General features: G+C 47.3%; 20 protein-coding genes. 3 read left to right on the top strand and 17 right to left on the bottom strand.

Going from position 1 to position 22,441, the window contains the following annotated elements:
- A complete protein-coding gene (locus MKZ16_RS06170; protein WP_076104820.1) occupies positions 1-1,689 on the top strand; it encodes a methyl-accepting chemotaxis protein in 1,689 nt (562 codons plus the stop codon).
- A 1,131-nt stretch (positions 1,690-2,820) separates the two neighbouring features.
- Here MKZ16_RS06170 and MKZ16_RS06165 read toward each other — a convergent pair.
- The 8 genes from MKZ16_RS06165 to MKZ16_RS06130 all read right to left on the bottom strand — a co-directional run bounded on the left by MKZ16_RS06165 (position 2,821) and on the right by MKZ16_RS06130 (position 10,176).
- Entirely contained in the window at positions 2,821-3,147 is a 327-nt protein-coding gene (locus MKZ16_RS06165) for a YnfA family protein (RefSeq protein ID WP_036681801.1), read from the bottom strand.
- 300 nt (positions 3,148-3,447) lie between these two features.
- The gene (gene cobS, locus MKZ16_RS06160) at positions 3,448-4,263 is read right to left on the bottom strand and encodes an adenosylcobinamide-GDP ribazoletransferase (RefSeq protein WP_076104821.1); all 816 of its coding nucleotides are present in this window, start codon (positions 4,261-4,263) and stop codon (positions 3,448-3,450) included.
- Positions 4,260-4,808 (bottom strand): bifunctional adenosylcobinamide kinase/adenosylcobinamide-phosphate guanylyltransferase, encoded by a 549-nt coding sequence (cobU, locus tag MKZ16_RS06155; RefSeq protein WP_036681798.1) that lies wholly within the window; start codon positions 4,806-4,808, stop codon positions 4,260-4,262. Before cobU ends, cobS begins: the two co-directional genes overlap by 4 nt.
- Entirely contained in the window at positions 4,805-5,866 is a 1,062-nt protein-coding gene (cobT, locus tag MKZ16_RS06150; RefSeq protein WP_076104822.1) for a nicotinate-nucleotide--dimethylbenzimidazole phosphoribosyltransferase, read from the bottom strand. The genes cobU and cobT overlap by 4 nt, the downstream gene beginning before the upstream one ends.
- A 95-nt stretch (positions 5,867-5,961) precedes the next feature.
- The gene (locus MKZ16_RS06145) at positions 5,962-7,125 is read right to left on the bottom strand and encodes an aminotransferase class I/II-fold pyridoxal phosphate-dependent enzyme (protein WP_036681793.1); all 1,164 of its coding nucleotides are present in this window, start codon (positions 7,123-7,125) and stop codon (positions 5,962-5,964) included.
- The gene (locus MKZ16_RS06140) at positions 7,118-8,050 is read right to left on the bottom strand and encodes a D-alanine--D-alanine ligase (protein WP_076104823.1); all 933 of its coding nucleotides are present in this window, start codon (positions 8,048-8,050) and stop codon (positions 7,118-7,120) included. Before MKZ16_RS06140 ends, MKZ16_RS06145 begins: the two co-directional genes overlap by 8 nt.
- A 13-nt stretch (positions 8,051-8,063) precedes the next feature.
- A complete protein-coding gene (locus MKZ16_RS06135) occupies positions 8,064-9,515 on the bottom strand; it encodes a PLP-dependent aminotransferase family protein (protein WP_076104824.1) in 1,452 nt (483 codons plus the stop codon).
- 124 nt (positions 9,516-9,639) lie between these two features.
- Positions 9,640-10,176, bottom strand: coding sequence for an ATP-binding protein (locus MKZ16_RS06130; RefSeq protein WP_036681786.1), 537 nt, complete (start codon positions 10,174-10,176; stop codon positions 9,640-9,642).
- 142 nt (positions 10,177-10,318) lie between these two features.
- On the opposite strand from MKZ16_RS06130, the gene catA reads away from it, so the two are divergent.
- On the top strand, positions 10,319-10,978 hold the full coding sequence (catA, locus tag MKZ16_RS06125; protein WP_038569162.1) for a type A chloramphenicol O-acetyltransferase: 660 nt from the start codon (positions 10,319-10,321) through the stop codon (positions 10,976-10,978).
- A gap of 98 nt (positions 10,979-11,076) precedes the next feature.
- On the opposite strand, the gene MKZ16_RS06120 is transcribed toward catA, so the two are convergent.
- The 4 genes from MKZ16_RS06120 to MKZ16_RS06105 form a co-directional block, all read right to left on the bottom strand.
- On the bottom strand, positions 11,077-11,757 hold the full coding sequence (locus tag MKZ16_RS06120) for a histidine phosphatase family protein (protein WP_076104825.1): 681 nt from the start codon (positions 11,755-11,757) through the stop codon (positions 11,077-11,079).
- Positions 11,758-11,765: 8 nt separating this feature from the next.
- Positions 11,766-12,725, bottom strand: a complete 960-nt coding sequence (gene cbiB / locus MKZ16_RS06115; protein ID WP_076104826.1) for an adenosylcobinamide-phosphate synthase CbiB — start codon at positions 12,723-12,725, stop codon at positions 11,766-11,768.
- Between the two features lie 49 nt (positions 12,726-12,774).
- Positions 12,775-13,512, bottom strand: a complete 738-nt coding sequence (locus MKZ16_RS06110) for an adenosylcobinamide amidohydrolase (RefSeq protein ID WP_076104827.1) — start codon at positions 13,510-13,512, stop codon at positions 12,775-12,777.
- Between the two features lie 124 nt (positions 13,513-13,636).
- Entirely contained in the window at positions 13,637-14,725 is a 1,089-nt protein-coding gene (locus MKZ16_RS06105; RefSeq protein WP_076104828.1) for a threonine-phosphate decarboxylase, read from the bottom strand.
- Between the two features lie 227 nt (positions 14,726-14,952).
- On the opposite strand from MKZ16_RS06105, the gene MKZ16_RS06100 reads away from it, so the two are divergent.
- The gene (locus tag MKZ16_RS06100) at positions 14,953-15,954 is read left to right on the top strand and encodes a lipoate--protein ligase (RefSeq protein WP_076104829.1); all 1,002 of its coding nucleotides are present in this window, start codon (positions 14,953-14,955) and stop codon (positions 15,952-15,954) included.
- 90 nt (positions 15,955-16,044) lie between these two features.
- On the opposite strand, the gene MKZ16_RS06095 is transcribed toward MKZ16_RS06100, so the two are convergent.
- From MKZ16_RS06095 to MKZ16_RS06075, 5 genes are all read right to left on the bottom strand, one after another.
- Entirely contained in the window at positions 16,045-16,872 is an 828-nt protein-coding gene (locus MKZ16_RS06095) for a carbohydrate ABC transporter permease (RefSeq protein ID WP_036681776.1), read from the bottom strand.
- 30 nt (positions 16,873-16,902) lie between these two features.
- Positions 16,903-17,778 carry a sugar ABC transporter permease gene (locus tag MKZ16_RS06090; RefSeq protein WP_038569153.1) on the bottom strand — a complete coding sequence of 292 codons (876 nt, stop codon included), beginning with the start codon at positions 17,776-17,778 and terminating at the stop codon, positions 16,903-16,905.
- A 107-nt stretch (positions 17,779-17,885) separates the two neighbouring features.
- Positions 17,886-19,217, bottom strand: coding sequence for an extracellular solute-binding protein (locus MKZ16_RS06085; RefSeq protein ID WP_076104830.1), 1,332 nt, complete (start codon positions 19,215-19,217; stop codon positions 17,886-17,888).
- Positions 19,218-19,406: 189 nt separating this feature from the next.
- Entirely contained in the window at positions 19,407-20,606 is a 1,200-nt protein-coding gene (locus tag MKZ16_RS06080; protein WP_076104831.1) for a response regulator, read from the bottom strand.
- Complete coding sequence (locus MKZ16_RS06075) at positions 20,599-22,410, bottom strand: sensor histidine kinase (protein ID WP_339815467.1); 1,812 nt, start codon at positions 22,408-22,410, stop codon at positions 20,599-20,601. The genes MKZ16_RS06080 and MKZ16_RS06075 overlap by 8 nt, the downstream gene beginning before the upstream one ends.
- Between the last annotated feature and the right edge of the window lie 31 nt (positions 22,411-22,441).

The following is a 22,441-nucleotide window of genomic DNA, read 5'->3' as shown; positions in this document are numbered from 1 at the left end:
ATGTTTCGTATCAAGCATTCGATCAGTCGCAAATTTACGCGTTTATTATTTGTTGTTCTGTTGCTCACGTCTCTTTTGTTAAGCACCAGCTTCTATTTTATCTCTATCAGTATCTTCAACAGCTATGTTATGCCGCAGATTAACAAAATCCTTACTGCCGCTGCTCAGGACGTATATAAGAATCTCAACGTAATGCACGCCCAGCAAACCCTAAATAAGAACGATCAGTCTGCCACCAATCTCGAGTTCTATTTTCAGGAAAAGAGGAAACAACATGGAGTGGAAACCATTTTTCTGGTCAATCTGAAAGGGAAAGAAGCTGAGATTCTATCCGCAGATCACGATGCAAAATTGCAACGGGCAGAAAGTGTCACCGTATCCTCTGCAATGCAACAAGCCTCTAAAGGAAAAACTGGACTAAGCGATACATATAGCGACGCGCATGGTATACATAAAACAGCTTATATCGGTATTCCCGGAAGTACGATGATCATCGGTGTAAGCAGTGACGTAAGCTTCATTCAAGAAAAAACAGACAGCATTCTATGGACAAGTGCCGGCATCACACTTCTGACGTTGATCATCGGCCTAACTGGTGCATGGTTTATGAGTGTGCGTATAACACGTCCAATCTCAAAACTGGCAGCTTATAGTGCCCGGCTCGCAGAGGGAGATTTCACCGAAGAATTATCAATTAAAGGAAATGACGAAGTTGCACAGTTGTCCGTAAGCTTCCAAGCGATGACCCAACGCCTGAAAGAAATGATCGGACATGTACTGGTAACCTCTAATACTGTCGTTGCAGATTCCAACTCTTTAAAAGAACGTGTTGAGGTTCTCAATGATATGGCAGAACACTCCAGCTCATCGGTAGTAGAAATCGGCAAAGGTAGTACGACTATCGCTAGCAGTGCATCAGATAACTCGAGAGCAATGGAAGAAATCAATTTAGGCATTCAAAGTATTGCCTCAGCAGCGAATGAAGTCACGGAGCAAATCAGTGAGGCTTCCGCTGAAGCAAGTGGCGGTAATGAAATTGCTCAAAGCGCTGTGCTGCAAATGCGCCAGGTTGAACGTGCTTCCCTACAGTCACTGGATCAGTTACAAATCATGAATGAGCGTTCAGTAATGATCGGAGAAGTCGTTCACAGCATTACTGAAATTACGAAACAAATCCAAATGCTGTCGCTGAATGCTTCAATTGAAGCTGCACGCGCAGGAGAGCATGGACGCGGCTTTGCTGTTGTTGCTGGAGAAGTACGCAAGCTGTCCGAACAATCACGCAACGCAAACGAACAGATCCGTGACTTCCTACTTGGACTTCAGGAAGATATGAGCCGCTCCGTTACCGAGATGAACCATGTGAATTCTGAGGTTGCCTCTGGAGTCGGCAAAGTAGCAGAAGCAGGTGATGCCTTTAATCACCTCCTGATTCTTATCCAAAGCATCAATCACAGCATCCAATCCGTATCTGCGGCTACACAGCAAATCTCGGCAAGTACAGAAGAAGTCAGCGCTTCCGTCGAAGAAACTGCACAAATTACATCCAGATCGCAAGAAAGTGCGGACACACTCGCTGCTAACTCAGAGCGGCAGCGCGTCGAACTGGAAGGCCATGCAGAAACCGTTAAACATCTGTACGAGCAAGCCAAGAAACTCCAAGAAGCTGTGCAGCAATTTAAGATTTAACGCTTGTAAACCAAAAACCCCCGTTCACACGAAAGTGTTGAACAGGGGTTTTTAGTTTACGATGGCTCGCTAGCGCTTGCGGAGGTCTCGCTTAGACTCGGGCGTCATGTGCTGCTGGCTTGCGCGATACTCTCGTTTAGCTCGGCGCGTCATGCGCTGCTGGCTTGCGCGATACTCTCATTTAGACTCGGCGCGTCATGCGCTGCTGGCTTGCGCGATACTCTCATTTAGACTCGGCGCGTCATGCGCTGCTGGCTTGCGCGATACTCTCATTTAGACTCGGCGCGTCATGTGCTGCTGGCTTGCGGACTCAGATGCCGCTATTACTCGAAAAACCGCCATTTGGAGGCTTTTTCGGACTCGAGAGACGCTATTGCCTCATAATCAACCCAGACTCAGCCTATTTCGCTCAAATAGCGCCTCTGGTGTCCGAAAACGCTCCAAAATAACCCTTTTTTTCGCAAATAAAGTCTCCTGAGTCCGGAGCCAAGTTACTTACAGCAAATTACTCAAAGTGCCTCCGTGGCGCTACCTACTGCAAATTACTCAAAGTTCATCCGTCGATGCTACCTACTGCAAATTACTCAAAGTTCCTCCGTGGCGCTACCTACTGCAAATTACTCAAAGTGCCTCCGTGGCGCTACCTACTGCAAATTACTCAAAGTGCCTCCGTGGCGCTACCTACTGCAAATTACTCAAAGTGCCTCCGTGGCGCTACCTACTGCAAATTACTCAAAGTTCATCCGTCGATGCTACCTACAGTAAATTACTCCAAGTCCCTCCGTGGATGCTACCTACTGCAATAGAATCGGCTACATGCGCTAGCTTGCGCGAAGCTCTCACTTAGACTCAACACACCATTTGCTGCTGGCTTGCGGACTCAGATGCCGCTATTACTCGAAAAACCGCCATTTGGAGGCTTTTTCGGACTCGAGAGACGCTATGGCCTCATAATCAACCCAGACTCAGCCTTTTTTGTTCAAATAGCGCCTCTGGTGTCCGAAAACGCTCCAAAATAACCCTTTTTTCGCAAATAAGGTCCCCTGAGTCCGAAGCCAAGTTACTCACTCAGTAAAAACTAGGTTACTCAGCTTTCATTCAGCTTTTATGGCTAAGCAAACATCACTCAACTTAGTGTCGCGGTGCCCAGAGGATGACCGATACACCGATCACACAAATACCTGCTCCGACCCAGTCATATACGTCTGGTGTCTTCTTGTCTACAAGCCATCCCCATAAGACCGCGAGCACGATAAACACCCCGCCGTAAGCCGCATACACTCTGCCGAAGGAAGGGAATTTCTGCAACGTAGGGATAATCCCATACGCTATCAGAATCAAGGACCCCACTAAGCCGTACCAAAGTGGCCTTGATTCTCTCAACCATAACCACACTAAATATCCGCCACCGATCTCAGCAAGGCCAGCAATTATAAATAGCAGAATGGCAAATAACATGTCATCCCTCTTCCCTGTCAATCTCCTAAAAACGCAAAGGTTACTCATAACAAATTGTACTCAAGGTTCACCCGTAGAGCTACCTACAGCAAACTACTCAAGGTTCATCCGTAGAGCTACTACAGCAAATTACTCAAGGTTCATCCGTGAGGCTACCTACTGCAAATTACTCAAGGTTCATCCGTAGAGCTACTACAGCAAATTACTCAAAGTTCACCTATGGTGCTACCTACTACAAATCACTTAATGTTCCCTCATGGTGCTACCTACTGCAAATTACTCAAGGTTCATCCGTGGAGCTTACATTAAATTGTGCTGGAGCAGCAATAACACTAGCAGCAGCACAACCTCTAGCAGCTCGTTCAGCGCGCCGTACACGTCGCCGGTGAGCCCGCCGAGCCGGCTGCTGATCCGCCGCGCAGTTGCGGTGCCGCAGGCCAAGGCCGCGACCGGCAGCAGCAGAGCTGCCGCCAGATGCAGCGGCCACGCGGCTAAGCCAGCGCCGAGCGCCAGTGGCGCAGCGGCGGCGGCCAGCGAGAGCAGCGCGGCGATTGCCAGCGCGCGCCGCTCATGCGAGGAAGCTAGGCCGGCGAAGTTCGCGGCCAGCCCCTCGTCTCCACGGGCAATGGGATAACGCACCATTGCCCGCACCATATACCAGCGGCTCCAGACCGCTGGTACCAAGAGCAGCGGCAGCTCGTAGTAGGCGTAGCCTTCGATTAGAGCTGCCAGCAAAGAAGCTTTAAACAGCAGGAGCAGCACGCAGGCGAGTACGCCCATCGCACCCACACGGCTGTCCTTCATAATCTCCAGGGCACGCTCCCGTGGCCGATAGCTGAGCAGACCATCTGCGCTGTCCATCCAGCCATCAAGATGCAACCCGCCAGTGAGGCTTACCCACAGAATCAGAGTGATCACTGCTGCTGGCCAAGCAGGTAAAAGCAATCCCGTCAGGGCTGCTCCAGCAGCTACACACAGCCCAATTGCTGCGCCTACCATGGGATAGAAGATTACACTCAGGCGTAGCAGTTCAGGAGAGAATCCCGGATCACCTTTTACAGGAAATCGTGATAAGAACTGAAAGGCAGCTACGGCCGCATCCCTACGCTCCCTCATAAACGATACTCCCTGCTCTTCAGCTCAATCGGAATCCCAACAGTTACTAGAAAGACCTGTTCGCATTGCCGAGCGATCAGCGCGTTCATTCGTCCCGCCAGATCACGATACAATCGGCCAAGCGCATACTCCGGAACAATCCCGTCGCCAACCTCATTAGTGACCAGAATAAGCGTCCCTTGAAAAGAACGCACACTGTCTTCAAGTCTTGTTATCTCACTCTCAACAAGCTCTTGCCTATTTTCAAAACCTTCCACGGCCAATAATGCATTGGATAACCATAAGGTTAAACAATCTACGAGCACCGCTTTTTCACCCGATAATCGCTTTAGCAGATCTGGTAAATCATACGGTTCCTCAAGCGTCTCCCAAGCGTAACCACTTTCCATTCGTTGATGCTGATGCAGAGCAATCCGTTCCTTCATTTCGTCGTCAAAAGCCTGTCCGGTTGCTACATAGAAGGCCTGATCTGCCAGTGAATGCATCAATTTTTCTGCAAAACCACTTTTACCGCTACGTGCGCCTCCCGTTACAAGAATGCTCATCGTTGACCAGCTCCAGAGATGCCTGCACTTTCAAAGGTTGCCATTTCGCTCAAAATGCGGCAGATCGCCTCGATTAAATGAAGGCATAATACTCCCCCTGTTCCCTCACCCAATCGCAGACCGAGATTAAGCAGCGGTTCAAGTCCAAGCTGCTCTAGCATTAGCTTATGACCCCGTTCTCCTGATACATGAGAGGCTATCATATAAGCGATGGATTCAGGTGCAAGGGCTTTTGCCACAAGCGCTGCCGCCCCCGAAATAAAACCATCCAAAATGATAGGTGTCCGATTAGCAGCCGCACCAAGAATCAGTCCCGCCAAGCCAGCTATTTCCAGTCCGCCAACTTTAGATAATACATCCAACGGATCTGCTGAATTCGGCTGATTTACCTTTAAGGCGCGTTCCACTACTGCAATTTTATGTAGTAAACGTTCATCATCAATTCCCGTTCCTCGTCCCACAGCTACTTCAGGGGCTATTCCTTTGAGAGCACATAGAATGGCAGCACTAGCCGTAGTATTCCCAATGCCCATTTCGCCTGTTATAAAAATCTCCGTTCCGTTCTTAACCGCTTCCTGCGCAACTCTTATCCCAACAAGAAGAGCATTCATGGCATCCTCACGACTCATCGCAGGTCCCACAGCCATGTTATCCGTTCCCCGGCGCACTTTACGATCAATCAGATCGACATGACTAAGATCGCCGTTTATGCCAACATCAACAAACTGTACCTCTGCCCCAGCTTGACGTGCCAATACATTTACAGCCGCTCCACCGCTGAGAAAGTTATGGGCCATCTGCAGCGTGACTTCCTGTGGAAATGCGCTCACCCCTTCGCAGCACACCCCATGATCAGCAGCCATCACAACAACTGTTCGTTTGGTGAAACTAGGCTGCTCCGTACCCGAAATTCCAGCGAGCTTAACAGCTAGAGGTTCCAATTGTCCCAAACTGCCCGGAGGTTTGGTCAGAATGTTCAGCCGATGCTCCGCCTTGAGGATGGACTGATCATCAGCCGGAATGATTTGTTTAATTACGTCTTGAATATCTGAAAGCATATAATTACGACCTCCTATTAAATGTATCCGTATAACCTATTCTATCTCATATTCGCAGAAAAGCCCCCATCTATGATAGAGGGGGACTTCTAGAATTACAACTTCACTTTCATAAAATCTTCGATTCTCTCCAGCGCCTCTGTCAATTTTTGTAAGGAAGCGGCATAGGAGCAGCGAATATAACCCTCTCCGCCTGCTCCAAACACATGACCCGGAACCGCAGCGACACCGACCTCCCTGAGCAGCTGCAAAGCGAAGTCTTCTGATTTCATTCCGGTGTGAGCGATGGAAGGAAAGGCATAAAATGCGCCCGCAGGTTCATGGCAAGGTAGTCCTATGGATCGAAACCCACTAACCAGCAGCTTTCTCCGCTCATCGAAGCATTGCTTCATATGTTCCTTATGCTGCATTCCGTTGCGCAATGATTCAATCGCAGCAATTTGACCGAGCACGGGGGCACACATCGCAGTATATTGATGGATTTTTAGCATCGCAGCAATTAATTCTCGATCGCCACAAGCATAACCCACTCTCCAGCCAGTCATTGCAAAAGCTTTGGAGAAGCCGCTAATCACAATCGTCCTTTCCAGCATCCCGGGAAGAGAGGCGATGCTGACATGCTGACTGTCATACGTAAGCTCGGCATAAATTTCATCTGAAATGACCAGTAGGTTATTCTCTTTTACAATCTGTGCAATAGGCAGCCAGTCTTCATAAGTCATTACTGCACCTGTAGGATTAGTCGGAAAATTCACCATAAGAAGCTTGGAACGCGGGGTAATCACCTTCCGTAACGCTTCAGCAGTAAGCTTAAACCCCTGCTCGGCCGAAGATTCTACCTCCACCGTAACCCCCCCGTTCAAATGGGTAATCGGCGAATATGCGATATAGCTCGGAGAAGGGACGATAATCTCATCCCCAGGTGTAATGAAAGCTCGTAATGCCAAGTCCACAGCCTCGCTGCTTCCCACCGTAACCATAATCTCATCGTTTGGCTCATAGCGAAGCTTGAAACTTGTGTGCAGATAAGAAGCGATCTCCTCTCTAAGCTCCAGTAAACCGGAATTTGGCGTATACATCGTTTCCCCATTGTTCAAGGCACGAATACAGGCAGCTCTTACATGCTCCGGTGTAACGAAATCTGGTTCCCCTACACCCAGCGATATAATATCCTGATTCCCCGTACTTAGGTCAAAAAAAGCCCGAATCCCCGATGGCGCAATCTCCCGCACTCGTGGAGCAATCCATTCATTATGCATGGCTGTACACCTCTTCTTTTGCACTCTTTTCCGTTAGGGAAAGGGAGATGATTTCGTCCAGCAGTCCGCTGAAGGTGTAGCCTGCCGCTTGCGCGCTTTTGGGTAAAAGACTGGCCTTCGTCATGCCTGGTAACGTATTCACCTCCAGCACATAAGGAATACCCTCTTTAAGCAGCATATCAACCCGTGCATACACGCTACATTTTAGTGCTTTATAACAGCTCAAGGCAGCCTCGCGTACCCGCTCATGCACCTCAGTAGGCAATTCAATGACCCGTTCATCTGCTCCGCCTTCTTCATACTTAGCACTGTAATCGAACCACTCGGCATTTGCTGAGGTAATTCCCAGAATAGGCAGCAGCTCTCCGTTTAGAATAGAACAGGTGATTTCTTGGCCTTGAATGTAGCTTTCAATCAAAATCGACTGATCACAGGCAAAAGCCTTCTGCACTGCGCACAACAGCTCCTCGCTGCTGCTCACTTTTTCCATTCCGATACTCGAGCCGCCTGAACATGGCTTCACCATAACAGGATATCCAAGCCGTTCCACCGCTTCAGCCGAATAATCCTTTATGCTGTCCCAGCATAGCCAATCTGCTGTATTGACGCCTGCGCAGCGCATAAGCTTTTTGGAGAGATCTTTATCCATGCAAATGCTGCTAGACAAAACCCCGCTGCCCGTATACGGAATCCCCATCGTCTCCAGCGTTCCCTGAACCGTACCATCCTCGCCGTAAGCTCCATGAAGTGCAAGCAGTGCGATATCGATCCCTTTTGCCTGCTCAATAAGCTCCTCACGCTTGGTGATCACAATTGGAATAATTTCATATTTATTGGGGTCTAGATTCTTCAATATTTCTCTACCGCTATTCATGGATACCTCATACTCTGAGGATACCCCGCCCATAATTACGCCTACTTTCATCTCAAGCACCTCTTTATCCCATTAGTTGTCGAGCTGTTCTGCCAATAACCTCGATCCCCTTGCGGATATCCTCATCCGTCACTCTGGAGAAACCGATCCGTATCGTATTTTGCCCTTTACCGTCTGTGAAGAATATATCTCCTGCTGTAAAAATAACCCCTTGCTCATGACAGGCCGCCAACAGCGTCCTTGTATTAAAGCCCTCCGCGAAGGTTACAAAAAGATGCAGGCCACCGTCCCCTGACAGCGCCGTATAAGGAATAAAATCCTTGCAGCATTGCAGGGTTAATTCATACTTTCGTTTGTATTCCGCTCTGGCTTTTTTCAAATATTTCTCTAAATGGCCACCCAATAAATACTGATATAAAATGGATTGATCCAGCGTCGAGGTATGAATGGTACGGGCGCGCTTGACGCTTTCGAGGGAATTAATCAACTCCTGATCCGCCAGCACCCAACCTACACGTAGTCCCGGAAATAATACCTTGGAGAAGCTGCCGAGATAAATCACGCTGTTGCCGCTGCCTGCTGCTGCGATAAGTGGAGCCACATGTGAGCCCGAATATCGTAATTCCTCGTTAAAACCATCCTCAATCACCGGGACTTGGTAGCGATTCATCAGCTTCATTAGCCGCTGTCTTTTCTCTGGAGACATTACAATTCCGGTCGGATTATGGTAAGAAGGGACGAAGTATGCACAGTCAAAAGCTTGCTGTTGCAATGCTTTCTCCAGCTCCGCCAAATCAATCCCATCACGCTCCATCGAAATCCCGGTGATCTCAAAACCGTTCAGCTTCAAATTTTTGATCGCTGTATGATGCGTCGGATTCTCACAAATGACCGAACCATTTTTTTTACTCAGAGCAGACAATACAATATCGAACCCCTCTGTAAAACCATTGGTGATCAATATATCCTTGCCCCTCATTTCAACGCCCTTGTGCTCCATATACTGCTTCAAATAGTCTATTAAAGGCTTATACCCTTTGGCATAGCCGTAATTTAGCAGAACGTTGCCTTCTACCGACATCCGATCCATAAAGGACCGCTTCACATTATCCAGATCAAAAAGACTCTCATCAGGCGCTATGCTGGTGAAGGAGATCGTCCCCTTCTCCGCTCGAATCCCGCGCTTCATGATATCCAGTTCCTCCGCCAGCACCGCGCGATCATTGAGACGTGACTTCCAGTCCATCGTCCAGGAAGAGATCGTTTCACTGCCGGGCGGCGTAGCTGCAACATAACTTCCTTGCCCTTGCACGGCATAAGCAAAGCCATCATCCTCAAGCCCTGCATAAGCAGAGATTACGGAGTTGCGGCTAACCTTAAGCAATGTGCTGAGCTCTCGTGTGGAGGGCAGCTTTTGATTGCCTTGCAGACCGCCTTTTATGATTAAGTGCTTCATATAGTCTTTAATTTGTATATACACCGGCCGTCCGGCTATGAGCTTAAAATCCTTAAACATCTCTCAATCGCCCCCATGACTATCATGGCACAATCACTCGCTTAAAAAAAGAACCACAGCCATGGGATTTTAATCCGGCTGTGGTTCTATGAGGGGACAAATGCCCAAAAATCAAGTTACAGATCTATGCTTCGATCACAAGCTCCCCTTCTCCAGCAGGGATCTCAAAACCATTTAAAAACCGGGTTAATATGTCCTCAGTAATCGGAAATGCGGCATTGGCGTCAAAACGTTCACTCCGGATAAGCAGTCTCTGACGTAATTCATCCGGCTGAACCTTTAAGTGAATCAGTTCCCACACGCCAGCATAATCCTCAATAAGTTGCTTGTAATCGTTCCGTCTCTGACGTTGCCAGAAGCTGAAATCGATGACAACATGATGTTTTGCCTGAAGCAGATTCACCAGCTCCCCCCGCAGTTTTATCTCCGACTCTTCTTTATAGAACTCATAATTCTGCTCTGGATAATCCACCCCGAAACGGCCGTGCGTGGCCCAAATATCTTCATCTATCGAAAGTCTGGCGAATCCCTCTTTCTCCAGCTTTTTAGCAAAAGTTGTTTTACCCGACCCCGCTACACCGCACATCATCACTACGATGGAAGCAACACTCGTACGCTTTTGCTGAAGCAATTTTTCAATAACTAACTTTTCGCTCAGCATTATAAATGCATCTCCCTTCCAATTGATGGTATACTCATCGTTACAAAATACTTTCTCAAGGGATAGTGATAAGGATATGGTGAAATCAGTCCAGCAGACCTCCTAAAATGAAAAACGAAATAATTTTAGGAGGTCATAATAAATGATTTTTAACCCGATTGTCATTGATAACTGGAGTAGAAAACCCTATTTTGAACATTATTTAAACAATGTCAGATGCACCTATAGCATGACCGTAAATATTGATATCACCCTTCTACTGTCAGAGCTTAAGCATAAGGGAATTAAGCTGTACCCAGCACTAATCCACATGATAACTACGGTGGTGAACCGTCATAGTGAATTCCGCACATGTTTTGATTCTGAAGGTAGATTAGGTTATTGGGATAGCTTGTCACCTAGTTTTACAATTTTCCATGATGATGATAAAACTTTCTCAAGCATCTGGACTTCGTACGGTGAACAGTTTAATGATTTCTATAACCGTTATCTCGATGATATGAAAATGTACGGAAGTGTGAAACAATTTATCGCTAAAGCAAACGAACCATCGAACACCTTCCCTATTTCCAGCATTCCGTGGGTCAGCTTCACGAGCTTTAACCTGAACGTGTATAACGAAGGAACCTACCTACTTCCCATCTTTACGATAGGGAAATATTTTCAGCAAGACAAAAAAATACTATTACCCATCTCGGGGCAATTCCACCATGCTGTGTGCGACGGTTACCATGCCAGCATGCTGTATAATGAATTACAATCACGTGCAGATACCTATACGGAATGGTTACCTAACCTCTAATTAACCACGTTATTCTGCTGACAGCAAACGATAGTTCAAACATAAAGGGTTCCACCTATTAGGTTTTCCTAATGATGTGGAACCCTTTTTTCATGTACTCATCCTTTTTCCACAATATCAGCTTTATCAGCTGACCATTGTCCATGCTGCCAGAGTATTTTTAGTACCATTACATTCCCTGGAGAAGGAGCCACTGCACTGTAGAATGTGAGGTCAGGAACTAACTGTGCAAGTAAATTCCTGATTACACCCCCATGCGTCACTACCATTACTCTATTCGATGTAACCTCACTTTTTTTCTCCTTGATAGCACAGCATCCAAATGCAGCCATAGCAGCTTGACCTAGATCTAACAGGAAACTACGCAACCGTGCATCGAATTCTGTCCACGATTCTCCTTCTGGCGGTGTAACCTTTGAAGGATCATCAATCCAACTTCTATATAGAGAGTTATCTTTCAACTGCTCATAGGTGCAGCCTTCCCAAGCTCCGAAGTTCATTTCACGAAGCCGCTGATCGTAAACAGCGTCCTGCTCTAGTGAAGGTGCTACGAAAGCCAAGGTCTCCCGACATCTTAGCAAATCGCTACAGAACACACGCCAAAAACCACCTGATAACTCAGTCTGCATGCAGCTCTGCTGCTGAAGTTGGGATAGCCGCTCACTTGCGTCAGTAAGCAATGGAAGATCCGTATGTCCCAGGTAACGATGCTCAACATTCCATTTCGTCTGCCCGTGTCGGATAAGCACTAGCTCAAGCTCTATAGAGGGAATTGCCATACCGACGCTCAGCCTCCAATCCATATCCATGCCGCAACCGCGCAGAGACCTACAAATATTGAAGAGCAGAGCATCATCATCCGCGAGGTCTGGATAATATCATTTGGTTCCATCGTACGTACCGGATCACCCATATAAGCCCGAAAAGAAGCGACGCCATGATACACATTTTCGCCTCCGAGTCGGATGCCAAGTGCGCCAGCCACAGCTGATTCTGGATAACCGCTGTTAGGGCTTGGATGTAGATGTGCATCCCGCTTCACCATTTGCAGGCAACTACGCCAATCCAGACGAAGCATCCCTGCACATAGAGCCAAAAGTAATGCCGTAATCCGTGCCGGGATGAAGTTAGCAACATCATCGAGCCGGGCAGATGCCCAGCCGAGATCACGGTATTTATCGTTCTTATAACCAACCATTGAATCGAGTGTATTGACCGCCCGATAAGCCATAGCAAGCGGCGCACCGCCAATCAGCGCGTAGAAAAGCGGAGAAATAATCGCATCGACAATATTCTCTGCGACGGTCTCCACCGTTCCACGGACAATTTCAGGGGCGTCTAGCGAAGTCGTATCACGTCCCACGATCATCCCCAAAGCCTTGCGGGCAGCAGGGAGATCGCCCTTCTGCAATTCCACGTACACCGCCATTCCTGCATCTTTTAGTCCCTTGGAGGCAATCGTGGTTGAAATCAACCAAACCTCGGCTATCCAGACGAGCCAAGGTGAGATATATGACAGCATCCATAGCAGGATGGCTGTCAGTGCCCAAGCACCGCCCGCCACACATAGCGGAAGTAACACCCCAGCTCTGCGCAGGCTTTGCGGGCGGGACCATAAACGACGGATCGCCCGCTCCAGAGCCGTAATTGCTTTGCCCATACCAATTACGGGATGAGGCAGGTTACGCGGATCACCTACGATCCGGTCAATCACATAAGCCGCAAGCAACACCAAAGCGATTGTCACAGGCAATCACCTCTGAACAATCTTCTACTTCTCCAGCTATCCATTGTCATTAGCTGTCCTTCCTTGCCTGCACCGACAGCAGGCTGCCCGTCACAGCGCTATATACAAGCCGGCCGATAGCGCCTCCAAGATCGGTTGCTGTTCCGGCGTAGACATGCTCGGCGCTGTATCTCCCGCTTTGGCTCACAGCGAGCACAATAGCATCCGTAGTTGTGCCGGTTGCGATTAGGCCATTCTCCGGATCGGTAATCCCGAGATCTGCCAGCGCAGCAGCTTTGGCTTCGACAGCTGTCTGCACAGCATTGACCATGGCCGCCGGTGTCAGGCGGCCATCAATGCAGAGCATGATGTTAATCGTACCCGGCCGATACACAGCCAATACATTGCGTTCCACGCCTGAGCGCGCAGCATTTCCTGCGGCGGCTGTAACGCAAACAAAAATCCCCGCTGAACCCGTGTCCTCTTCAGCTACCGCTGCATGCTCTAGCGGCACAGCCGTCATCAGACCGGCACAGCCGGATAAAGGATAACCCCAATCGCGCAGCTTATTCTCCATATCCTGGACAGGATCACTACATTCGTAATTGCGATCTACATATAAATTGACCGCCCGCTGCAGCCGGTTCATTCCTCCGCCGTAGAACGCGCTCGATAAACCATCCGCTGCTGCTGGCAGCTCCAGCAGCAGATGCTTATCCTTCCACTGCAGAGCAAGCCCTGGCCAGACGGCCGGACGATACTCCCTGATTCCCCCTGCAAGATTAAATGGAATCTTCACTTCCACCATAGCCGATCCCGCTCCTTTCACCGCTCATTTCTTTCATTGAATACTTACAACCATCCTCGAAAGGATGCCCCGCCAATAGCGCTGTCAGCTCCCTCCGCACATCATTAAGGAATACGTGCACCTGTCACTTAGTCGCTAGAATCTCCGCCATCTGCAGCAAAAGGCGGGCATTATCCTCATGTCCCTTAACAGCAACTCGAATATGCCCTGAACCTAACCCTGCATACATAGCGCAGCTGCGCACAAGTATACCTACGCGGCCAAGCCTAGTCTGCAGCTCAGCCGCACTCCACGGTGACGGCAAGCCACAAAGCAGAAAATTGGCTTCTCCCGGTGGGACATCGCAACCCAGCTGCACTAGACCCTGCCGCAGCGTTTCGCGTTCTGCTGCAATAAGCTCACGCGTGCGCTGTTCATAGTCACGTCCGCTTGTAAGGCAGGCTTCCCCTGCCAGCAGCGCCAAGCCGTTCACACTCCAGGTGACCTGCTTTCCGCTCATCGCCTTCGCCAGCTTCGGATGCGAAATCGCAAACCCGAGACGCAGTCCGGGAATCGCATAAAACTTCGTCATCGACCGCACCAGAACCGTATGCGGAAACTGCTCCAGCTCCGGCAGGAGTGTATTTCGCTCTGACTCCGGGATAAAGTCAATAAAAGCTTCATCCACAGCCAAATAAGTCCCGCAGCTTTCAGCCTTCTGCGCTAACAAGCGCAGTTCATCCACAGCATACTGAACTCCATTGGGATTATTCGGCTGTCCGAGAAATAACAGCTCCACCTGTTCCAGCAGCCCGGCAATCTCCTCCACTCCAGCGCGAAAATGCTGTTCCCTAGTCCCCTGGACCGACAATACTTCAGCACCAAATTGCCCGGAAAGCTGCCTATACTCAGAGAAACAAGGTTCCACGATGCCAACCTTTTGCGGAGCTATCGCCAACAGCAGCAAAGCCATAGATTCCGCTGCTCCGTTACCCACGGTTAACCAGCCACTATCTACGCCAAGATTTACCGCCAGTAGTTGTTTAAAGCGTCGGTGTCCAGGGTCCGGATATGTAACCACCGTTGACAGTGCTGTTCTGAGCAGCTCCAAAACTTCCGGTGGAGGACCGAGTGGATTGATGTTGGCACTATAGTCGAGAAATGTGCCCCCAGCTTCTCCATAGAGCTCCGCTGCCGTCAGCAAATCACCGCCATGTCCATATTTTTCAAGCATAATTACACTCCCTCTATCTACTTTCTCTAGCACGATATGTATGTCATTGCCACCATTATTGACTCTTTGCCGGAAGAACGTCAATGCTTTCGCAGAAGGAACCAGCTAAATCCCCTGCTTCCCCCAAACCGACATGAATCTCAAAGATGTGATCTCTTTTGTTAAAAAACCGCTTTTGGTTTAAAATGAAGGTTGTAATCAATTTTGCTGCGACGGAGGAATTCACTATGCTTTTTATTGATAACACAGGGATTACTGACGCATCCATCAATTTGGCGATTGAGGAATATGCGCTGAAGCACTTGCCGATGGACGAGAGTTACCTGCTTTTTTATATCAACAGCCCATCCATCATCATCGGGAAACATCAGAATACTATCGAAGAAATTAACCAAGAGTATGTAAAAGATAATAATATTCAGGTCGTACGTCGTCTATCCGGCGGTGGAGCTGTTTATCACGATCTTGGAAATTTGAACTTCAGCTTTATTACCAAGGATGACGGCCAATCCTTTCATAACTTTTTGAAATTCACCCAACCGGTCATCGATTACCTGCAAAGCATGGGCGTTAACGCCGAGCTAAGCGGAAGGAATGATCTGCAAGTTGGTGAGCAAAAGATTTCCGGTAACGCTCAGTTCTCCACACGCGGACGTATGTTCAGCCATGGTACCTTGATGTTCAATCTTAATTTAGATGATGTACAAGCCTCTCTAAAAGTGAATCCAGAGAAGTTTAAATCAAAGAGCACCAAATCCGTACGCAGTCGTGTAGCGAATATCAAAGAGCTGCTGGGTACAGATATGACGATCGAGGAGTTCCGCGCCGGCCTGCTGCGTTCGATCTTTGGCATGGATTCTTCTGAGGTTCCTCAGTACAAGCTGCAACAAGCCGACTGGGACAAAATTAGCGAGATCTCCAAGGAGCACTACCAGAACTGGGACTGGAACTACGGTCTGTCACCAAAAAGCAACGTTAAGCACACGCGCAAATTCCCTGCCGGAATTATTGATATTCGGATGGATATTGAAGATTCCCTCATTAAAGACATCAAAATCTATGGTGACTTCTTCGGAGTCGGTGACGTAGTAGATGTTGAAAATGCACTTCGTGGCAAACGTTATGACGAGGCTGAGGTTAGAGAAGCATTAGCTGATCTCGATTTGAAGCATTATTTCGGTCGTATTGAGCCGGAGGATTTTATCGGATTGGTCTTCCTAGAGGAATAGGATGAATTCACTGGTCATGATTTGAATCAAAAAGAGGACTCCTGCGCATTCGCCAGAAGTCCTCTTTTGCATGAATTAATACTCTTCGCTTTATCCTTTTACAGCAGATCCAACTGTCATTGCCCGTTCCACCTGCTCACTAAAGAACAAATAGACAATAACCATTGGCAGACTCGCCATCGTCATAACCGCCCCCATGCCACCCCAGTCTGTGCTGTATTGGCCTTGGAAGAACAATAGACCCAGCGGCAGTGTTTTCATCCCCTCATCAGAGATCAGAATATAAGCCAGCAAAAATTCATTCCAGTTGTTCAGAAATTGAAAAATGGCTACTGTTGCGACAGCTGGCGTTACAACCGGCACAATAATCTGCAGAAACATCCGGTATACATTCGCGCCGTCCATACAAGCGGATTCCTCCAGCTCCCCAGGGATACCCTTCATAAAGCCGTAGAATACCAGACAAGAGAACGGCAATCCAATGGCGACATAAGGAACAATCAGCCCACCGTAGGTATTAGTCAGATGTAAATCCCGTACGAGTATGGCAAGTGGAATCATAATTACCTGCAGCGGCATGAACATTCCGATCGTCATATACAATCTGACCCCTTCACGGAATCTCCACCGCAGCCGGGAAATTGCGAATGAGAACATCAGCGATAATATGATAATAAGTAGCGTTGAAATCGTAGAGACTACCAAGCTATTCGTAAAATATCGCGGTATATTGAACTGTGACCAAGCGGCCACATAGTTTTCAATCCGGAAATTAGTCGGAAATCCGAAAGGGTTGGTGACAAAAATCTCATCGTTATTTTTCAGAGAATAAGAAATCATCCATAATAGCGGATAGATGGAAATGATAAAATAAATCCATAAGGGAAGCTGTATGAGCAATGCTCTCACTTTTTTCATAACGTTCCTTTTCCTTTCCGGCGTACTGCCTTATGCTTCATTTCGGTCAAATGTCTTGTTGATAATAATGGTGGCCAGAAGCGACAGAAGGACAAGCACAACCGATACCGCACAGGCATAGCCGTAGTTGCTTTCCAAGAATGCATAACGATAAATCATAAAGGTAAGCGTATAGTTACTCGTTCCCGGTCCGCCGTTAGTCATAATCAACATTTGTACAAAAGCACCGATTCCTGAAGTAATGGCAATGATCAGACAGAATTTGAACGTCTCCTTCATCATTGGAATTGTCACCTTACGATGCGCCATCCATTTGGAGCAACCGTCAATCGTGGCAGCTTCCATGTACTGCTCAGGGACAGATTTAACCCCCGCATATAAAAGACTGAACTGGTAACCCATGAACTGCCAGGCATTAACAAAGGCAATCGCAATTATGGATGTGGTTGGAGAAGTAAGCCAGTTTTGTTGATAAGGAATATGCAAAATTTCAAAAAGCCTATTGATCAATCCGTTATTCGGATCGTAGATGGCAATCCATAGCTGACAAACAACCGTAACCGACAGAACTACGGGAATAAAATAAGCTGTTTTCAACAATTTACGCCCTTTGATTCGAGGATCGGCACAGGCAAGCGCAAGAATGGTTCCCAATCCGATCTGAAATACAGCGAGTACCAGTGCAAAAATAAGGCCGTTACGAAGGGAAGTCAAAAGCAATGGATCATCAAACATCTCTACATAGTTGGACAATCCGTTAAAAGTAGCCGTACTGAGCCCGTCCCACTCGAAAAAGCTACGATAAAAGGATTGAAGCACCGGATAGATAATCACTACGCTATAAATCAGCAGAGCGGGAAGCAGAAACAGCATTATGGCTTTCTTATTACCTAAGTATTTATGCATGCGGTAAGATTCCACTCCTTCCTTGCCAAGCCGCTCACCCGATATAAGGGCTCGATCCGGGTGAGCGGCAGGGCATGGACCAATTTTTATTTATTTTATTTCTCTAATTATTTATTTTCTTTGTTCAGCACTCGGTTCATGTTATCCGTGAACTGCTTAGCCGAGAATCCTTCAATCAACATATTTTGTGTATTGTCGTCCAGTGCATTTTTAATTTGAACACTGCTTACCGCATTGGCGTAACCCTTCACGTTTGGCAGCACTTCTTCAGCGATTCTTTTCATCATGGCAGGCACTTCACCGGTCATTTCTTTATCCACTTTAGTCGCTACGATCGGGCTACCCAGCTGTGTATATTTGTATTCGCTATATTTTTGTGCGATGAAACTAGCTACTTTCACTGCAGTCTCTACATTCTTGCTGCTTGGAGAAACGGCAAAGCCACCAGGACCTCCTGCACCGTTAATGTACATTTTGTTGTTCTCATAAGTCGCTTCGTCCTTAGCTGGCCAGTACATCCAATCCACTTTATCCCCAAGCTTCTCAGCACTGCTGTAGATTTCCCACTGACCGTTGACGAACATGCCAGCTTTTCCTTGGTAGAACAAAGATGAAGCTTGATCATAATTGGTATTCGTAGCATTGACGTCGAACAAGCCTGCTTCTTCCAGCTTCTTCATTTGTTCTGCTGCTGTTACATAAGGCGAAGGCAATGTTGTCGTTCCCTTCGTTTCGAGTGGGCCAAACCCTTTCGTCTCCTCACGAGTCACAAGTCCGCTATAAAAAGAAGTAGTGATCCATTTCTCTTTCGCGAAAATTGAGAGCGGTGTATAACCTGCTGAAGAAAGCTTCTTAGCCGCTTCAGCCAGCTGATCGATCGTCTTGATCGGCATCTCGATGCCTACCTCTTTAAAGATATCCTTGTTGTAAAACAACATTTGGAATTCAATTCCCGTATATGGGAATGCATATACATGACCGTCTGGGGCAATCAGACGGGATTCATTCCCTGTGTTTAGATTCGCTTTGAAATCTTTGGTGGCTTGGTATTCATCTAGCAGCTCGACATTTTTAGATTTGGCGAAGGTTTGCAGCGTAGGCCAGTCTGTTTCATAAATATCCGGCATATTCCCAGTCGCGGCATATGTTTTCAGCTTCTGGTAGCCATCTTGAACAGCCTCATCCAGTACAATCTCCACCTCCGGCATTTCCTTTTTTAATTCCTCTACGGCATAATCAAATGGCTTTGAAGTATCTTCGTCAAAATGCTGTGCATAAATTTTTATTTGAATTTTCTTATCGGTATTCCCAGCGGTCGTATTGGAACCTTCAGAGGTTGAACCACCGTTTCCGGCATTGTTACCACCACAGGCTGTAAGTGAGAAAGCTAAGGATAAAACGGTTGCAACCCCCAGTGTTCTGAATAACTTGTTGCTCATAATGAATCCCCTTTCTGATGCTCTATTTAGTGGAGCTAGTTGAATCCGCTATTTGTTAGCGTTTTCATCGTCCTGTTTCTATTATATTTGAGCCTTGAAGACCCAAAAAGAGCCATATCGGGCACAATCGGTAATAAACAGGACAAAATGAAAGCGGCCTCACCAGAGAGCCGCCACCAAATATGTTTATTAAATTTCATTATTAACGCCAATATGGCGGGAACGGGCAGCCAGCTGCTCAAATTCAGACGGCGGCATGCCATAGTGTTTTTTAAAGCATTTACTGAAATAATTCGGGTCATTATAGCCCACTTTACCGGCGATTTCAGACAGTCTCACATTTCCTCCAGCAAGCAGTTCCTTGGCCTGCTTCATACGAGTATAGGTAATGAAATCAAGTACAGAGATTCCACCTTCTTTTCGAAAAACCTTCCGTAAATAGCTGGTATCTACATAAACGCCATTCGCCACCTGGTCAACTGTCAGCTCACAATCGGAATAATGCTCCCGGATGTACTCTTTGGCGGCAATGAATAAATTGTACGACTTAGAGGGGCGGTGCTCACGACCTTGATCAATGACTTTACTGTACAAGCCTTTTATCCAGCTTTCAGTCTCATCCCAGTTATCCATCTCCCGTAGCCGCTGCTCCGGTGAACCTGCTGGTTTCCAGAGACTTTCCGGATTGATCCCTCTTTCTCCAGCATAGGCAAGGCAAAGGGATACTATACTCATTAATAGAGTAAAGGAATAGCTGCCTCCCCCTCTCTGGCGTCGTAGAATCTCAATTAATTTGCTTATGTCCTTCGCCGCTGCATCGCCATCCCCCATCTTTAACGCCATCAGCATGGCATCCTGAATTCCAAGATGAGTGATTTCTTTGGATGGAAAGGAGAACTCCTCTATCCCTTCAGAGGAATTCTCCTCGTCCATTTGGAGTGGAAAGAGCTTATTGGAAGCCGTTCCTTCTGCAATTATTTCCGGCTTCCCAGCTTTGCGTGCACCTATTTTATGTGACTGAAGGCGCTGCTTCACCTTGATCATCATCTCGTTAAACTCTTGCTGGTTAAACGGTTTCAATAAATAATCTTGTACACCTAAGCGAATCGCTTTTTGTGCATAATCAAATTCATTGTGCCCTGTTACAAAAACAATAAGCATATCAGGAGCATTGGCCTGTAACCGGGTAACCAGCTCCATACCGTCCATATAGGGCATACTAATGTCCACTAAAGCCAAATCTGGTTTCGTCCGTTCCGCTTCTTCCAGCGCTTCTCTGCCATTTGACGCTTCACCACAGACACTGAAATCATATTTACTCCAATCCAGCTTGGTCCGCATATAATAACGAAACAGCGGCTCGTCATCTACAACCATCACTTTATACATCTACGCTGCCCCCCTGCGCTTCCGTACCGGGAATCGTCATTTTCATAACAGTACCTTTTCCCAGTTTACTTTCTACCGATAGGCCATATGGTTCTCCAAAATACAGCTTAATCCGTTCATGAACGCTGTAAATGCCAATGGATGCCGGTTTTCCTTCTCGTGAGCGGTATTCTACAATCCGCGACACCTGCTCCCCGGACATGCCAACACCGTTATCCTCCACGGTAATGATAACTTCTCTTCCGTGTGTATAAGCCTCTATTGAGATTAGCCCCTGACTGCCCTTTGTTTTTAATCCATGGTAGATTGCATTCTCGATGAGCGGCTGCAGGGACAATTTGGGTACCTTGACTCCTTCGAGAAATTTCGGGATATTAATCTCGTAACGTAATACGTCGGGGTTGCGAACCTGCATAATAACCAAATAATCAGCTGCATTTGATACTTCCTCGGACAGTGGAATAACCTCGTTCCCTTTGCTAAGAACAACCCGATAGAAATCTGCCAGTGCCTTGGTCGTATCCCGAGCTGCTTCATTAAGCTCCAAATCGTTGAGTACATAAATCGTATCCAGTGTGTTGTACAGAAAATGGGGTTTAATCTGGGCATGGATCAGAGCTAGTTCATATTCACGTTTCCGGACTTGTTCGTTTGTAATCGTCCGCATCAGCTCCTGAATACGACCAACCATGGAATTGAATACGGTGGAGATTAGCCCAGTCTCATCCTCTGTAGTCACTGGTGAGGTGACATTCAGATCGCCTTCCCTTACTTTACGCATCGCCTTCGTCACTTGAAGAAGCGGATTTACGATAATCTGTGACAGCTTTCCTGCAAGCAGCAGAGACAGTAACAGGCATCCTATTCCCACGAATATAGTTAACGTTATATTACGGTGAATATCCGCAGTTAACTTCTGCAGCGAAATCGTATTCACAAGCTTCCAATTCAGCTTATCATAATACGTCACAGTGACCAGCTCTCGCCCGCTCCCCTTGCCGATAATTTCCGAGACAGAGCTTCCCGTCTTCCTAAGACTGCCGTTCAGTCTGTCCTCAGGCTTCAGTAGAAGCTTTGATTTATCAGGGGTAGACACGGTCCTTTGCGTTCCGTCTACTATAAAATATTTCTTGTCCGAAGAGGTTTCTCTAGCGGTTTCCAGAAAAGCAGAGAGAGCATCTTCTTTTACGTTCACAAATAATGTACCTATTAGGTTGCCCGTTTTAAGATTGTACACGACTTTACTCAGTGTGAGCACCGGAACTGCCGGATCACTAACCAGATAATCTCTCTGTTCCATGGGAAGCCAACGGTTGACACCGTAGCTGCCTTTTTCTTTAGCCTTCTCCAGCATATCGCTGGTAAATACCTTCTGCTCGTTAGGATTACCGTAGGCGTAAGAGGAATAAATCTGGCCTTCCGTATCCACAAATACAGCAGAATCGACATCCGGAAAAATAATCAGATCGATAGAAAGCTGGCTCTGCATTAAATTGCGAAACCGCGTCTGCTCCACTGTCGAGGATAACAACGGACGTTCAGCATACATCCGATGGATGTCGGTAGTTATAATGTTGGCACTGCTCTCCGTATTTTTTACAATCGTATCTATTTGCTGCATGATGAGCTTGGATTCATCTTTAAAATTGTACTTAGCCTTTTCGATCATCGAACGGCTGAACATCTGCCCTGAGAGCAAGCCTAAAGCAAGCAATGGAAAAATGATCAACGGTATAAAAATAAGGATTATTTTATTACGAATCTGCAATCTTCCAAACCACTTCACTAAGGAATCCCCCCGCATAACAGCCGCCTCCTGTGTGTTCTAGCGGTAA

This window comes from Paenibacillus sp. FSL R5-0928, assembly GCF_037970385.1.
Lineage (GTDB): Bacteria > Bacillota > Bacilli > Paenibacillales > Paenibacillaceae > Paenibacillus_AQ > Paenibacillus_AQ odorifer.
Note: the sequence above shows the minus strand (reverse complement) of the source record. Positions and strands in the feature narration are given on the sequence as shown.

Bases quoted from the DNA above. Each gene is read 5' to 3' on its own strand.
- MKZ16_RS06100 (WP_076104829.1), top strand. From the start codon at position 14,953: ATGCTTTTTATTGATAACACAGGGATTACTGACGCATCCATCAATTTG.
- MKZ16_RS06140 (WP_076104823.1), bottom strand. From the start codon at position 8,050: ATGAAAGTAGGCGTAATTATGGGCGGGGTATCCTCAGAGTATGAGGTA.
- cobS (WP_076104821.1), bottom strand. From the start codon at position 4,263: ATGAGGGAGCGTAGGGATGCGGCCGTAGCTGCCTTTCAGTTCTTATCA.
- MKZ16_RS06075 (WP_339815467.1), bottom strand. From the start codon at position 22,410: ATGCGGGGGGATTCCTTAGTGAAGTGGTTTGGAAGATTGCAGATTCGT.
- MKZ16_RS06085 (WP_076104830.1), bottom strand. From the start codon at position 19,217: ATGAGCAACAAGTTATTCAGAACACTGGGGGTTGCAACCGTTTTATCC.
- MKZ16_RS06080 (WP_076104831.1), bottom strand. From the start codon at position 20,606: ATGTATAAAGTGATGGTTGTAGATGACGAGCCGCTGTTTCGTTATTAT.
- MKZ16_RS06130 (WP_036681786.1), bottom strand. From the start codon at position 10,176: ATGCTGAGCGAAAAGTTAGTTATTGAAAAATTGCTTCAGCAAAAGCGT.
- MKZ16_RS06120 (WP_076104825.1), bottom strand. From the start codon at position 11,757: ATGGCAATTCCCTCTATAGAGCTTGAGCTAGTGCTTATCCGACACGGG.
- catA (WP_038569162.1), top strand. From the start codon at position 10,319: ATGATTTTTAACCCGATTGTCATTGATAACTGGAGTAGAAAACCCTAT.
- MKZ16_RS06145 (WP_036681793.1), bottom strand. From the start codon at position 7,125: ATGCATAATGAATGGATTGCTCCACGAGTGCGGGAGATTGCGCCATCG.
- MKZ16_RS06105 (WP_076104828.1), bottom strand. From the start codon at position 14,725: ATGCTTGAAAAATATGGACATGGCGGTGATTTGCTGACGGCAGCGGAG.
- MKZ16_RS06135 (WP_076104824.1), bottom strand. From the start codon at position 9,515: ATGTTTAAGGATTTTAAGCTCATAGCCGGACGGCCGGTGTATATACAA.
- MKZ16_RS06090 (WP_038569153.1), bottom strand. From the start codon at position 17,778: ATGCATAAATACTTAGGTAATAAGAAAGCCATAATGCTGTTTCTGCTT.
- cobU (WP_036681798.1), bottom strand. From the start codon at position 4,808: ATGAGCATTCTTGTAACGGGAGGCGCACGTAGCGGTAAAAGTGGTTTT.
- MKZ16_RS06095 (WP_036681776.1), bottom strand. From the start codon at position 16,872: ATGAAAAAAGTGAGAGCATTGCTCATACAGCTTCCCTTATGGATTTAT.
- cobT (WP_076104822.1), bottom strand. From the start codon at position 5,866: ATGCTTTCAGATATTCAAGACGTAATTAAACAAATCATTCCGGCTGAT.
- MKZ16_RS06165 (WP_036681801.1), bottom strand. From the start codon at position 3,147: ATGTTATTTGCCATTCTGCTATTTATAATTGCTGGCCTTGCTGAGATC.
- MKZ16_RS06170 (WP_076104820.1), top strand. From the start codon at position 1: ATGTTTCGTATCAAGCATTCGATCAGTCGCAAATTTACGCGTTTATTA.
- MKZ16_RS06110 (WP_076104827.1), bottom strand. From the start codon at position 13,512: ATGGTGGAAGTGAAGATTCCATTTAATCTTGCAGGGGGAATCAGGGAG.